The organism is Rothia sp. HMSC072B03 (assembly GCF_001809565.1).
In the GTDB taxonomy this organism is placed as follows: Bacteria; Actinomycetota; Actinomycetes; order Actinomycetales; family Micrococcaceae; genus Rothia; species Rothia mucilaginosa_A.
The window spans coordinates 101254-115004 of record NZ_KV797969.1; the positions used below are offsets into that span (position 1 = coordinate 101254).

Sequence of the window (13751 nt, forward strand, 5' to 3'; positions counted from 1 at the left end):
GGCCCGTGAACCTCAGTTCACGGGCCGCCACGCTATCTTTGAAGGCTCTAGCGCACGGTCCAGTCCACCGGCTCGGCCCCCTGCTGCACGAGCAGGGAATTCACTGTGGAGAAGGGGCGGGAACCGAAGAAGCCCCGTCGCGCCGAAAGGGGCGAGGGATGCGCCGACTCCACGCTCGGGTACGGCTTCAGCATGGGCGCGCACTTGCGTGCATCCGCACCCCAGAGCAGACCCACGAGCGGCTGATTGCGCGCCACCAGGGCACGGATAGCGCACTCGGTAATCTCTTCCCAGCCCTTGCCGCGGTGCGAACCGGCATCGGACTCGCGCACGGAAAGCACCCTGTTCAGGAGCATGACGCCCTCGTCGGCCCAGCAGGACAGGTCGCCGTGCTCGGCGGGAGCGATGCCCAGGTCGTCCTGCAGCTCCTTGTAGATATTGGTGAGCGAGCGGGGCACGGGCATGCCGCGATGCACCGAGAAGGACAGACCCATGGCGTTGCCGGGGGTGGGGTAGGGGTCCTGCCCGATGATAAGAACCTTAACCTCGCTCATTGGGCGGCGGAAAGCGTTGAAGATATCACCGGACGGCGGGAAGGTTCGGTAGCCGGCGGCGTGCTCGGCGCGCAGGAAATCCCCCATGGCGTGAATCTGCTCTTCGACCGGGGCGAGGGCCGCGGCCCAGTCCTCGCTCATGATGGTGTTCAGGGGCTGGTTCAAGCGTACTCCTCGGGCTGGGGCGGCCCGGCTGGTTTCTCGGTGCCGGGCGCGCGACGTTTGCTTCTCCTCTAGACTGAGGCTCTCCTCTAGACTAAGGGAAGACGAATACTCGCGGTGGCAATGTCGGCCGCGATGGTACGCCGCAGACAGAATGAGGAGGGAATATGTCGGAGCAGGAACACACCGAAGCCGTGCAGTCCGAAACCCCGGAGAACAAAACTCCGGGAAAGACCGAAAGTCCGGCTGAAACCTCGGCCGAGACCCCCGTCCGTGCTGAGACTCAATCGGATGAGCTGAACGACGGGCTGAACCCGCTCGAGCGGCGCATCCTGGCCCTGGAACGCCGAGGATTCAAGCATCAGGGTTCCAAAGAGAAGGCCATTAAAGCCCTCGGATTCACCCCGATTGCCTACTACCAGATGCTGAACGTCATGCTGGACGACGAGCGCGTGCGCGAGGCGGCTCCGCGACTCGTGGATGCACTGCGCGCCCGTCGTGACGCCGACTAGTCAATCCTGGCGTGACGCTTTGCAGTGCGTGCCCGCGTTGGTTCCGCTTGCCCGAGACGGTACTCTAGGTACAGGGAGCGCCGAGTCATCCGCCGCGCTACCTCGAAGAAGCACCGCGCGGACCACCGCGATGAAGTACCCGTGAATTGAGGAGACCATGAGCTATCCCCGCGACGAGTTTGATGAGGTGGACGAGAAGACCGCGCGCCGCGGAACCTACCGCGCGGTCAACGCCGATCCCGCAAAGAGCCCGAAGGGTGCTATTCCGCTGGTTGCCGCCGGCGTGGTCGGCCTGCTGGTGGGTGCCGCCATGTACATTTATGCCCCGCGCACGGCTTCGCCCGAGTACTCGGCGCAGAAGTCCGCGTCGAGCTCTGCTTCGGCCCGTTCCTCGGCATCCGCTACCTCCGCTTCTGCCTCTGCGTCCGCGACGGCCTCGGCCACCCCCTCGAAGACGGGCCTGGTGGACAGCATTTCGGTGGGCGTGTTTAACGCGTCTGCCCCGGCCGGTAGCGCCTCGAGCGCGGCGGCTCTGCTGAGCAACTACACCGTCAATGAGACCGCCAACTACACCGGCGCGGCTCCGGCGACCAGTGTGGTCTACTACGCGGAGGGCTACCAGGCGCAGGCGCAGAGCATCGCCGCGGCCCTGGACATTTCCCAGGTGCGCCAGGCGACCTCCGCCGTGCCGATGGGCAACCACGAGGTGATTGTGGTTCTGGCCTCCGATTACACCGGCTAGGCTCCCGCCTCTGCCGCTTTGTCATGACAAACTTTCACCGACCCCACTCGTGCAATTCCAATCAGGTACCGGGTGGGGTTGATGCTTTAACGTCCCCCGTCGAGAGGGCGTTGAGGCCCCCGACGGCGGGTTGGGTGAGCGCAGATTAAGCACTGGGCGATTAACCCTTCAACCTTGGGCTTAAACGTTTGCCCCCTGCCGGTGCGGGTGCCACAATTGATGTAGCATTTGGGCGCCCTGCATGGCGCGCGTGAGTTACACGCGCCAGGGTCCGGGCCCCAATTTTAGACGTACCGCATCCCAGCGGGATGCAGGAGAAAATCCTATCGTTCAGGAGGACACTTATGGCAAAGCTCATTGCTTTTGACGAAGAGGCACGCCGCGGCCTTGAGCGCGGTTTGAACACCCTCGCCGATGCAGTGAAGGTGACCCTCGGCCCCCGCGGCCGCAACGTTGTGCTGGAGAAGGCGTGGGGCGCCCCCACCATCACCAACGACGGTGTCTCGATCGCGAAGGAAATCGAGCTGGAGGATCCGTACGAGAAGATTGGTGCGGAGCTCGTCAAGGAAGTTGCCAAGAAGACTGACGACATTGCCGGTGACGGTACCACCACCGCTACCGTTCTGGCTCAGGCGCTGGTCCGCGAGGGCCTGCGCAACGTGGCTGCTGGCGCTGACCCGCTGAGCCTCAAGCGCGGCATTGAGAAGGCTGTTGAGGCTGTGACCGAGGCTCTGCTCTCCTCCGCGAAGGAAGTTGAGACCGAGGAAGAGATCGCCGCAACCGCTTCGATTTCCGCTGGCGACGCAGAGATTGGCAAGCTCATTGCTGAGGCTATGGAGAAGGTCGGCAAGGAAGGCGTCATCACCGTTGAGGACTCCAACACTTTCGGCCTGCACCTGGAGCTGACCGAGGGTATGCGCTTCGACAAGGGCTTCCTGTCCGGTTACTTTGTGACCGACCCGGAGCGTCAGGAAGCCGTCCTGGAGGACCCCTACATCCTGGTTGTGAACCAGAAGATTTCGAACGTTAAGGACCTCGTCCCCGTCCTGGAGAAGGTCATGCAGTCCGGCAAGCCGCTGCTGATTATCGCTGAGGACGTTGAGGGTGAGGCTCTGGCTCTGCTGGTGCTGAACAAGATGCGCGGCTCCATCAAGTCCGTGGCCGTGAAGGCTCCGGGCTTCGGTGACCGCCGTAAGGCTCAGATGGCCGATATCGCCATCCTGACCGGTGGCCAGGTCATTACCGAAGAGGTTGGCCTGTCCCTGGACGCAGCAACCCTGGACATGCTCGGTACCGCCCGCAAGGTCGTTGTGACCAAGGACGAGACCACCATCATCGAGGGTGCAGGCGACGCAGCAGCTATCGAGGGTCGCGTGGCTCAGATTCGCGCAGAGATCGCTAACTCTGACTCCGACTACGACCGTGAGAAGCTGCAGGAGCGCCTGGCTAAGCTCGCCGGTGGTGTTGCTGTGCTGAAGGCTGGTGCCGCAACCGAGGTTGAGCTGAAGGAGCGCAAGCACCGCATCGAGGATGCTGTGCGTAACGCTAAGGCTGCTGTTGAGGAGGGTATCGTCCCCGGTGGTGGCGTTGCTCTGATTCAGGCCGGTGTGAAGGTCTTCGACAAGCTGGAGCTGACCGGCGATGAGGCAACCGGCGCGAACATTGTGCGCGTGGCTATTGACGCACCGCTGAAGCAGATCGCTGCTAACGCTGGCCTGGAGCCGGGCGTTGTGGTTGACCGCGTTCGTTCCCTGCCTGCTGGTACCGGTCTGAACGCTGCGACCGGCGAGTACGAGGACCTGATGGCTGCTGGTATTGCTGACCCGGTGAAGGTGACCCGTTCGGCTCTGCAGAACGCTGCGTCTATTGCTGGTCTGTTCCTGACCACTGAGGCTGTTGTTGCGAACAAGCCGGAGCCCGCCGGCGCGGCTGCTCCCGGTGCGGACGCCATGGGAGGAATGATGTAATAACTTTTTGTCCCCGATGGGGCAAAAAGTTATGGAATCCGTGGCACGCGAAGCGTGACACGGTGGCGACCTAGCGCTGGTACTCAAACCGGCGCAGGTACACGCATCCGTATGAGGCGGGGGCGGCTACCCATGATGGGTGGCCACCCCCGCTTTTTCTGTTCCAATTTGGCGGTATCTCAGATAGGCGTTTGCGAGGCGAGGAGGGGGCAAGCGATATGCTGAGAACATGAGCTCTCACACCACGTCTTCCTCTCATCTTTCACAGGCCCCGGACTGCACCAACCGGAGCGTGAAGAGCATCGGCTCGCGGGGATCGATTCTGAGCATCGGGTCGGTGAACTCGTTCTGCAGTATTGGCTCCGTGAACTCGGTGTTTTCGATTGGCTCGGTATTCTCGGTTGGATCCATCGGCTCTGTCTTTTCTGCCGGAGCCGTTGCCTCGTGCCTGGGCTTTCTTGGCGTGCTGTCGGTTTTTTCAGGGCTCTCCGTGCTTTCGGTGGGGTCGTATCGGTCGGTATTGAAAGTAAATCGTCGCCCCGGGACCCCCGGGACTCGGCCATCGGGTCCTTCGCGCTCCTAAGCGCTCGTGTGTGACAGGCCGGCGGCGTGCCGGCTCGTGGAGGCGGTAAAATGGTGCCCCTATGGAATGTGCCTATTTTCGTGAAGACCTCTGCTCCTCCTGCCCCAGCATTGAGACCGCCTACACCGCGCAGGTGCAGGCGAAGCAGGAGCACGCCCGCGCCCTGCTTGCCGCGTACCCGCAGCTGCAGTGGCTGGACCCGGTGACCAGTGCGGAGGCGGGCTTCCGCAACAAGGCGAAGCTCGTGGTGGGTGGTTCGGCGAAGAACCCGACCCTCGGCATTGTGGATTACCGTACGGGCGCATCCACGGATCTTGGCGAATGCCCGCTCTATATGGAGCCGATTCAGGCGGCTATTCCGGTGCTGCGCGAGCTGATTCGGCGCGCAGACCTGACCCCTTATGACATTCCGAATCGTCGCGGTGAGCTGAAGAATATTCTGGTGACGGCTTCGGCGGCGGGTGAGCTGATGGTGCGTTTTGTGTTGCGTTCGAAGAAGCTTCTGGTGCCGATTCGCCGCCAGATGGACTGGCTGCAGGAGCGGCTGCCGAACCTGGCGGTGCTGTCGGTGAACCTGCTGCGTGAGCCGGTGGCGCGCGTTGAGGGGGATGAGGAGATTATCCTTTCGGAGCGTCAGACCCTGCCGATGCAGGTGAACGACCTGACCCTGCATCTGCGCCCGCAGAGCTTCTTCCAGACGAATACGAAGGTCGCTGAGGCGATGTACGCGCAGGGCCGCGAGTGGGTGCGTGAGGTGGCTCCGCGCTCGCTGTGGGACCTGTACTGCGGTGTGGGTGGTTTTGCCCTGCATGCCGCTTCGGTGATGGATGGCGGCTCGGTGACGGGCATTGAGATTAGTGCGGAGGCGGTCGCCTCGGCGCAGCGTACGGTGGCCGAGTATGGGCTGGAGGGCGTGGACTTTTCGGCTCAGGATGCACCGGAGTTTGCGGTGTCTTCGGGCACGGTGCCGCAGATGCTGGTGGTGAACCCGCCGCGTCGCGGTATTGGTGAGAGCTTGTGTGCGTGGATTGAGGGTCCGGGTATTGACCGTGTGGTGTATTCGAGCTGTAACGCGGTGACTTTGGCGAAGGACCTGGCGCGTATGCCCTCGTATGCGCCGGTGCAGGGTCGTGTGCTGGACATGTTCCCTCATACAGACCACTATGAGGTGATGGTGCTACTGCAGAGGCAGTAGTTAGTGGCTTTTAGACGTATGAGCGGTGGCACCTCGGATGGTTGTATCCGAAGCGCCACCGCCTTTTTGTGCCTTCTATCGGGCGTGAAATTCTAGCCCTGCACTACGAATTCTGTGCTGCGAGGATACCCGCCGCATACGCCGCCTGACCCACGTGCTGCGCCGCGTCGTCAATCATGCTGACCAGGCGCACACCGCGAGTCACCGCGGGAGTCCACGAACGGTCAATAATCTCACTCAAATCAGCCTCGCTCAGCGTCGCCGCGTAGTCCGCGAGCGCCTCGCCGGTCGCCACAAGGTACTGCACCAGAAGCGCAGAATCCTCCACCACGATGGAGCGTGCCTGCTCGGCGGTGTGGCCGTAACCCATGGTGTCGCCGAGCTCGCCCAGGTTGAAGCGTTCCCTGAAGCCCTGCGCCTCCCAGACCTGCGGCTGACCGTTCAGGGCGGAAAGCTGCATGTCCATCTGTCGTCCGGCGTGCCAGAGTAGCCACGCAATCGAGTTCGGGTGACCACCAGGATGCGCGTTCAACGCCTCGGGTGAGAGTCCCTTGACGGCTACGGCGGCTTCGATGCCGGGGCGGCTGGCGGCGTCACGCAGAATGTCGTGGGTTTTCATGGAATCCTCCTGAAGATGATGGCTTCTCGCAGGGAGCCGGGTAGTTTCAGTCTACGCCCGCGCGGGCTGAGGGGCGGCTGTGGAAGGAGGGAAGGGCCTTTGTGTTTATGGCGCACGTCGTAGATATAAAACTTGACGGTGTAAGTTTTTGCTGTCATAGTTGTACTTGTACCCGATACGGATACAACTAAGGTACGCGGCACACGACCCAGGAGGGGACATGGACACCAAATTCTCGGTAGCACTACACGTCCTAACGATGATCAGCGAAAGCGAAAAAACGCTCAGCTCCGAAGACCTCGCGCGTAGCGTCGGCACCAACGCCAGCTACATCCGCAAAATCATCACCCTTCTCAAAAAGGCAGACATCCTCAGCTCCCAGCGCGGCAAACCCGGCTACCAGCTCACCCGCCCGGTAGAGAACATTAGCCTCCTCGACATCTACCTCGCCGTCCAGGAAAGCCGCAGCATTAACCTCTTCCACACGCACCACAACGCGAACGAAGAATGCCCGGTCGGCGCCCACATCCTCCAGGCGGTCAACCCCATCTTCGAAGAAACCCAGCGGCACCTGGCTCAAGACCTCGCACAGCAAAGCCTGCGCAACGTCATCACGAACCTCTACACCGCGGCAGGAAAAACCCCTCCCGCATAACCGGCTCAAATACGACACCAGAACTTACCGAATAACACCACACCCGAAAGGACCCCCATGAAGGCAGCACAGATCGTTTCTTATAACAAGAACAACATCGCCCTCACCGTCACCGACGTACCCGCACCCCGCCCCGGCGCACAGCAGGTACTCGTCAAGGTCAGCACCGCAGGCGTCAACCCCCTCGACAACATGATTTCTCGCGGTGAAGTCAAGCTCATCACCCCCTACGCCCTGCCCCAGATCGCAGGCAACGAAATCGTCGGCCGCGTAGAAGCCCTCGGTGAAGGCGTCACCTCCTTCAAGGTCGGCGAGCGCGTCTTCGCCCGTCTGCCGCTGAACAGCATCGGTGCTTTCGCAGAATACGTAGCCGTGGATGCGGCCGCCCTGGCTCGCGTACCCGAATACCTCAGCGACGAAGAAGCGGCGGGCGTTCCCCTGACCGCCCTGACCGTCATGCAGGCATTCGACCTGATGGGAGCCCAGCCCGGCAAGACCATCTTCATCTCCGGTGGTACCGGCGGCGTGGGTGCCATGGCAATTCCCCTGGCAAAGGCAAAGGGCCTGACCGTCATCACTAACGGTAGCGCCTCCGGTAAGGAGCGCGTGTTGGGTCTTGGTGCTGACCGCTTCATCGACTACAAGACCGAAAACTACGCTGAAACCCTCAGCGGTATCGACTATGTGCTCGACACCCTCGGTGGTGACGAGACTGAAAAGCAGATGAGCATCATGGTGCCCGGCGGTCAGCTCGTCTCTCTGCGCGGCATGCCCAACAAGGCATTCGCACAGCGCATGGGCATGCCCTTCTGGAAGCAGCTGCTCTTCGGCGCGGCAGGTCGCACCATGGACCGCAAGGCGCAGAAGTACGGCGTGACTTACCACTTCATCTTCGTCGAATCTAACGGCGCGCAGTTGCAGCAGGTTGCTGACATCTTCGCTGAGCGTCAGATTAAGCCCTCCATCGATGCTGTCTTCCCCTTCGAAGACGTCAACGCCGCCCTGGACAAGGTCGCTAACGGCCGCTCCAACGGCAAGACCGTCATCTCCTTCGCCGCATAAGCGCCTCACTCAACGAAAAGAAGAATCATGTCTTACCTCGAAACTCCCACCCGCTACATCACCGTCAACAACCAGAAGATTGCCTACCGAGAACTCGGCGAAGGTAACTCGGACATCCCCCTGGTCATGCTCGTGCACCTCGCCGCCACCATGGATGACTGGGACCCCAAGCTGCTTGATCTGCTCGCTGAGCGCCAGCACCTGATCGTGATGGACCTGCCCGGCGTGGGTTCCAGCGAAGGCTCTGTTGCGACCACCATCCCCGGTATGGCTCACCAGGCAACAGAAATTATTCAGGCCCTCGGCTACCAGAAGGTCAACCTGCTGGGCCTGTCCATGGGCGGCATGATTGCCCAGGAAGTTGTGCGCGCCTACCCAGCCCTCATCAACCGCCTGGTGCTGGTCGGTACCGGCCCGCGCGGCAGCGCTGGAATCGACGCCGTCACCGGAACCACCTTCGGCTACATGGCGCGTGCAGCCCGCGAGAAGATTAGCCCCAAGCGCTACATCTTCTACACCCACGACGCACAGGGCGGCATTGAGGCGCAGCGCGTGCTGGACCGCATGGATGCCCGCACCGAGGCGCACCGCGGTGCCCCGATGAAGGTTGTCGGCTTCCTGCGTCAGCTGGTGGCTATTCGCCGCTGGGGCAAGCCGCCGCAGGACGATATGGCGTACATTGCCCAGCCCACCTTCATTGCTAATGGTGAAACCGACATGATGGTGCCCAGCGTCAACTCCTACGATATGCACCGCAAGGTTCCCCAGAGCGAGCTGAAGATGTACCACCGTTCCGGTCATGGTGCTCTCTTCCAGTACGCAGATGAGTTCGCTGAGGACCTGCTAAAGTTCCTGGAAAGCTAGAGTCCCGGCCACTGACATGGGCGAATACGGCAAGTAATCCGCCAAAATATCACCCATAAAACCTACTTTGAGGCCCCTGCCGCGCCCCCTGCGGCGGGGGCCTCACCTTATACCCCATCGCCTGAGCCTGCCCCAAAGAAAACCGGCACCCGGAAATAATACGCCCGCACCCTCGTTGAACCCTGCGAAGACATCATCAAAATTCCATAGGAGAATACTATGACCACCCCCGCTTAGCTGCACTTTGATATGGTTGTCATCGGCTTCGGCAAGGGCGCCAAGGCCAACCGGTGCAATGACGCTCACCGTCGCCGCCGTTCTTCCACAACTAACTCAGCGCAACGACCTCCTGGTAGTGCTCGCCCCACGCCCACAGCGCATCGAACAGGGTGCGCATGCTCTGCCCCAGCTCGGTCAGCTTATACTCCACACGTAGCGGCACCTGCTCGTAGACGGTGCGGGTGAGGATTCCGCGAGCCTCAAGCTGGCGTAGATTTTCGGTGAGCACCTTCTGCGAAATATCGCCAAGCGAGCGCTGAAGCTCCTTATACCGCAGGGGCCCGTTGAGCAGATCACGCACAATCAGAGCGCCCCAGCGCGTTGAAATAACCTCCAGAGTGGTTTCGACGGGGCACTGCGGCAGCTTAGCGTTTTGGTAAAGGTACTGGTCCGTCACAATGGTTTCCTTGGGGTAACTGGGGCACGTTAAAGTGCCGTATTGACGGGTGTTTATCGCGTCGGTAGCGTTGAATACGTCCTAAGAATACAACGTTTATCGTGGAGGAAACATGAAAATCGCAGTCATCGGTGCAAACGGTAAAGCCGGTACTCTCGTCGTGCGTGAAGCCACCGAACGCGGGCATGAAGTTACCGCTATCATGCGGTCCGAACAGCCCACCCAGGCGCAGCACACCCTCATTAAGGACGTTTTCGCGCTCACTCGCAACGACCTGTCGGGGTTCGATGCAGTGGTAGACGCCTTCGGCGCGTGGACTCCCGAGAGTCTGCACCTGCACAAGGACCACCTGGTCCATCTTGCAGAGGCACTCAGCGGCACCCAAACTCGTCTGCTCGTTATCGGCAGCGCCGGTAGCCTCTACCCCGACTCGACCACGGATCAGCGGCTTGTAGACTCGCCCGCTATGCCCGAAGAATTCAAACCGCTGGCTACCGCGATGGCGCAGGCGTATGATGCGCTGCGCATCCGTGAGGATGTTGCCTGGACCTACATGAGCCCGGCCCTGGTGTTTAACCCTGATGGTGAGCGCACGGGTGAATACCAGTTGGCAGGCGATGTGCTGACGATGAATGCCGCCGGGCAGAGTGAAATTAGCTATGCGGATTTTGCGGTCGCCGTGCTTGACCTTATTGAGTCGGGGGAGCATCAGCGCGAGCGCGTAAGCGTGGTGTCGCGCTAGCTTACACCCCTGCTGCTGGGTGTAAAAAGAGCCTTTATGTGAATATAGCGTTGGAAATCCCGCTTTATTCACATAAAGGCTCTTTTTTTAGGCTGCCTGGAAAAGGTAGGCACCCCCAGCGCAGCGTCAAGAAAAAATGTGGCGCGCGGGAATAATACTCATTTCTTTCCGTTGAACTCTGTGAAGACATCATCATCTAAAATTCACAGGAGAATATTATGACCACCCCCGCTCAGTTGCACTTTGACATGGTCGTCATTGGCTTCGGCAAGGGCGGCAAGACCCTCGCCGGAGCATACGCCGAGACCGGCAAGAACGTTGCCCTCATCGAGCAGTCCTCAAACATGTACGGCGGCACCTGCATCAACATCGGTTGTGTACCCACCAAGGCGCTCGTACACCGCGCCGACGAGTTCCGCGCCAGCGGCGAGCGCACCATCGAGGAGGCAAACGCCGCCTACGAATCCGCCGTGGTTTTCCGTGACAAGCTGACCGGCATGATGCGCGCCAAGAACCGCGAGATCCTGCTGTCCAACGAGACCGCTAAGCTCATTGACGGTCACGCACGTTTCGTCTCCGACACCGAGGTTGAGGTCACCGCGGGCGAGGACACCCTGCGCGTTACCGCCGACTACTTCATCGTCAACACCGGTGCCGTGTCGGTTATCCCGCCGATTGAGGGTATCCGCGAATCTGAGCGTGTGCTCACCTCCACTGAGTTGCAGAAGCTCACCCCGCGCCCCAAGCGTCTGGGCATTATCGGTGGCGGCCCCATCGGCATTGAGTTTGCCGGTATTTTCTCCTCCTACGGTACCGAGGTGACCATTCTGGACGGTGCACCCGCCCTCTTCGGCCGCTACGACGAGGATGTTGCCCAGGTTGCCCGCGAGATTATCGCAGACCAGGGCATTACCGCTCACACCGGCGTGCGCGTGCAGTCCTTCAAGGACGGCGCTGACTCGGTGACCGTGACCTACCTCGACTCCGAGGGCGCTGCCCAGCAGCTGGAGGTGGACTACGTGATGGTTGCGACCGGCCGCAAGCCCGCCACCGAGGGGCTGGGTCTGGAGAACACCAGCATCGAAACCAACGACCGCGGTGCAATTGTCGTGGATGAGCACCTGCGTAGCACCGTGCCGAACATCTTCGCGCTCGGTGACGTGAACGGCGGCCCGCAGTTCACCTACATCTCCCTGGATGACTACCGCGTGGTGCTCTCCCAGCTGGTGGGTGACGGTTCCCGCTCCACCAAGGACCGCAAGGCAGTGGCTTCGACCATTTACATGAACCCGCCGCTGTCTTCCGTGGGCCTGACCGAGCGTGAGGCAATCGAGGCGGGCCACAAGGTGAAGGTCGCTTCGAAGCCGGTTGCCGCGGTTGCCGCGATGCCGCGTGCGAAGACCCAGGAGAACCCGCGCGGCATCATGAAGTTCGTGATTGACGCGCAGACCGACCAGATTCTGGGTGCCCAGCTGCTGGTAATCGAGTCCATGGAGGTTATTAACCTGGTGGCTCTGGCGATGCGCCACGGCATTACTGCTTCGCAGCTGCGCGATGAGATTTACACTCACCCCTCGATCACTGAGGGTCTGAATGAGGTTCTTGCCGTCGCGGCGCCCGTGAACTAGTTGAACTAGAATCGCGGCTGAATTCGCGGGTTGTATAGCGTTTCTGCTTGTCCGAGTGCTTCCCTGCCCGTTCCGCCCGTTGTGCTGTCAACGGGGGTGCGGGTGGGGAAGCATTTTTGTTAAGGCTCATATATACCTTGTACCTAAGCATGCCCTAAGATGGTTATGAGATAAGCGCAAGCTCACCGGTTGGGTGGTCAGCGCGAAGGGGCTCGGAGGCGAGCCTCACTCGCGGCTACACCCACCGCAGTGCGCCACCTGCGCCACACATACAACCGAAAACCATAGGCACGAACCGGGAGAATCATGGCACTGCCCAAAATCAAGCCCTACACCTACGTCGACCGTGAACACAGCAACCGCGTGAGCTGGCCTGTGGACCCCTCCCGCGCTGTACTGCTCGTGCACGACATGCAGGTACACTTCGTCCAGGCTTTCGAAGGCGCCAACCTGGGGGAGGGCGACGCCAACCCGGACGCCCAGATTAACATCGCCATTAGGAACCTGCGCCGCCTCATTGACGCCGCCCACGCCGCCGGAATCCCGGTCTACTACACCGCGCAGCCGCCGCGCCAGAACCCCGAAGACCGCCGCCTGCTCATCGACTTCTGGGGCGACGGCCTGCAGAACGACGAGTCCGCCCGCGTGCTCGACGAACTGGCACCCACCGACCGCGACACCGTGCTGACCAAGTGGCGCTACTCCGCGTTCGTGCGCAGCCCCTTCGAGGACCTGCTCAAGGAGTCTGGCCGCGACCAGCTCATTATCGGCGGCGTGTACGCGCACATTGGCTGCCTGACCACCGCCCTAGAGGCGTTCATGCGTGATATTCAGCCGTTTATGGTTGCGGATGCGCTCGCCGACTTCTCGGAGGAGGAGCACCGCATAGCGTGCGAGTACGCTTCGGGTCGTTGTGCCCGCGTGCTGAACACCGCCGATGTGCTCGCCGACCTGCAGGCCGCAGAAGGTGCTGAGAAGGCTGAGGGCGCTGAGGAGGCGCGCGCGTGAGCTGGGTAATTGTTACCGGCGCGAACGGCGGTATTGGTGAGGCAACCGTCCACCAGCTCATCAAGAACGGTTATTCGGTGTTTGCGGCTGACCTTGCAGAGCAGCCCATTGCCTCCTTCGGCACCTACGGGGACGCAATCTTCCGCTACCGCGCCGTAGACGTGACCAGCGAAGAGTCCGTCACCGCCCTCGCCAACGCTGTAGCGGCACTCGACGAACCCATCACCGGTGCGGTGCTCGCCGCGGGCATCGCCCACAGTCAGCCGCTACTGGAAACCAGCTTCGACACCTGGAAGCGCCTGCACGCGGTCAACTCCGACGGCGTGTTCCTGTGCCTGCGCGAATTCGCGCGCATCATGATTGACCAGCAGGAGTCCGACCCGACTAACAGCCGCTCCCTGGTGACGGTCGCCTCCAACGCGGCGCGTGTGCCCCGCGCGGAGTTTGGTGCCTACGGTGCATCGAAGGCGTCGGCGGCACGCGTGAGTTCCAGCTTCGGTCTGCAGCTTGCCGCGCACGGTATTCGCGTGAACTCGGTCTGCCCCGGTACCACTCGAACCCCCATGGTGACCGACGCCTGGGAGGGTGAGGACCGCTCCGCCCTGCCGGTTGCCGGTAACCCGGAAACGTTCCGCCTGGGCATTCCGCTGCGCCGTATTGCCGACCCGGCGGATATTGCGGCGGTCAACGCTTTCCTCATTTCTGAGGCGGCACGCCACATCACCATGCAGGAGATTGTTGCCGACGGCGGTGCGACCCTCTAACGGCACCCCGCGTCCGGC

Annotated in this window: 14 protein-coding genes; 11 read left to right on the forward strand and 3 right to left on the reverse strand. The window is 61.5% G+C overall.

Features of this window, described 5'->3' with window-relative positions; translation table 11 throughout:
* Positions 1-47: 47 nt before the first annotated feature.
* Positions 48-719: a uracil-DNA glycosylase gene (locus HMPREF2630_RS03825; protein ID WP_065423968.1), complete on the reverse strand. Its 672-nt coding sequence runs from the start codon at positions 717-719 to the stop codon at positions 48-50.
* 164 nt (positions 720-883) lie between these two features.
* On the opposite strand from HMPREF2630_RS03825, the gene HMPREF2630_RS03830 reads away from it, so the two are divergent.
* The 4 genes from HMPREF2630_RS03830 to rlmC all read left to right on the forward strand — a co-directional run bounded on the left by HMPREF2630_RS03830 (position 884) and on the right by rlmC (position 5715).
* Positions 884-1228, forward strand: a complete 345-nt coding sequence (locus tag HMPREF2630_RS03830; protein WP_070483463.1) for a DUF3263 domain-containing protein — start codon at positions 884-886, stop codon at positions 1226-1228.
* A gap of 157 nt (positions 1229-1385) precedes the next feature.
* Positions 1386-1970, forward strand: a complete 585-nt coding sequence (locus HMPREF2630_RS03835) for a LytR C-terminal domain-containing protein (protein ID WP_049331512.1) — start codon at positions 1386-1388, stop codon at positions 1968-1970.
* Positions 1971-2314: 344 nt separating this feature from the next.
* Positions 2315-3937 carry a chaperonin GroEL gene (gene groL, locus HMPREF2630_RS03840; protein ID WP_070483466.1) on the forward strand — a complete coding sequence of 541 codons (1623 nt, stop codon included), beginning with the start codon at positions 2315-2317 and terminating at the stop codon, positions 3935-3937.
* A gap of 644 nt (positions 3938-4581) precedes the next feature.
* On the forward strand, positions 4582-5715 hold the full coding sequence (gene rlmC, locus HMPREF2630_RS03845) for a 23S rRNA (uracil(747)-C(5))-methyltransferase RlmC (RefSeq protein ID WP_070483468.1): 1134 nt from the start codon (positions 4582-4584) through the stop codon (positions 5713-5715).
* A gap of 103 nt (positions 5716-5818) precedes the next feature.
* On the opposite strand, the gene HMPREF2630_RS03850 is transcribed toward rlmC, so the two are convergent.
* Entirely contained in the window at positions 5819-6334 is a 516-nt protein-coding gene (locus HMPREF2630_RS03850; protein ID WP_070483470.1) for a mycothiol transferase, read from the reverse strand.
* Positions 6335-6554: 220 nt separating this feature from the next.
* On the opposite strand from HMPREF2630_RS03850, the gene HMPREF2630_RS03855 reads away from it, so the two are divergent.
* The 3 genes from HMPREF2630_RS03855 to HMPREF2630_RS03865 are packed head-to-tail and all read left to right on the forward strand — an operon-like array spanning position 6555 to position 8915.
* Entirely contained in the window at positions 6555-6989 is a 435-nt protein-coding gene (locus tag HMPREF2630_RS03855; RefSeq protein WP_070483472.1) for an Rrf2 family transcriptional regulator, read from the forward strand.
* Between the two features lie 57 nt (positions 6990-7046).
* Positions 7047-8051, forward strand: coding sequence for an NADP-dependent oxidoreductase (locus tag HMPREF2630_RS03860; RefSeq protein ID WP_070483473.1), 1005 nt, complete (start codon positions 7047-7049; stop codon positions 8049-8051).
* A gap of 27 nt (positions 8052-8078) precedes the next feature.
* Positions 8079-8915, forward strand: a complete 837-nt coding sequence (locus HMPREF2630_RS03865) for an alpha/beta fold hydrolase (protein ID WP_070483475.1) — start codon at positions 8079-8081, stop codon at positions 8913-8915.
* Positions 8916-9243: 328 nt separating this feature from the next.
* Here the strand turns inward: HMPREF2630_RS03865 and HMPREF2630_RS03875 are convergent, their stop codons facing one another.
* Entirely contained in the window at positions 9244-9591 is a 348-nt protein-coding gene (locus tag HMPREF2630_RS03875) for a winged helix-turn-helix transcriptional regulator (RefSeq protein ID WP_070483478.1), read from the reverse strand.
* Between the two features lie 112 nt (positions 9592-9703).
* On the opposite strand from HMPREF2630_RS03875, the gene HMPREF2630_RS03880 reads away from it, so the two are divergent.
* The 4 genes from HMPREF2630_RS03880 to HMPREF2630_RS03895 all read left to right on the forward strand — a co-directional run bounded on the left by HMPREF2630_RS03880 (position 9704) and on the right by HMPREF2630_RS03895 (position 13733).
* A complete protein-coding gene (locus HMPREF2630_RS03880; protein ID WP_070483480.1) occupies positions 9704-10333 on the forward strand; it encodes an NAD(P)-dependent oxidoreductase in 630 nt (209 codons plus the stop codon).
* A 218-nt stretch (positions 10334-10551) separates the two neighbouring features.
* Entirely contained in the window at positions 10552-11961 is a 1410-nt protein-coding gene (locus HMPREF2630_RS03885) for an FAD-dependent oxidoreductase (RefSeq protein ID WP_070483482.1), read from the forward strand.
* A gap of 306 nt (positions 11962-12267) precedes the next feature.
* Entirely contained in the window at positions 12268-12969 is a 702-nt protein-coding gene (locus HMPREF2630_RS03890; protein ID WP_070483484.1) for an isochorismatase family protein, read from the forward strand.
* On the forward strand, positions 12966-13733 hold the full coding sequence (locus tag HMPREF2630_RS03895) for an SDR family oxidoreductase (protein WP_070483486.1): 768 nt from the start codon (positions 12966-12968) through the stop codon (positions 13731-13733). Before HMPREF2630_RS03890 ends, HMPREF2630_RS03895 begins: the two co-directional genes overlap by 4 nt.
* The last annotated feature ends 18 nt before the right edge of the window (positions 13734-13751 follow it).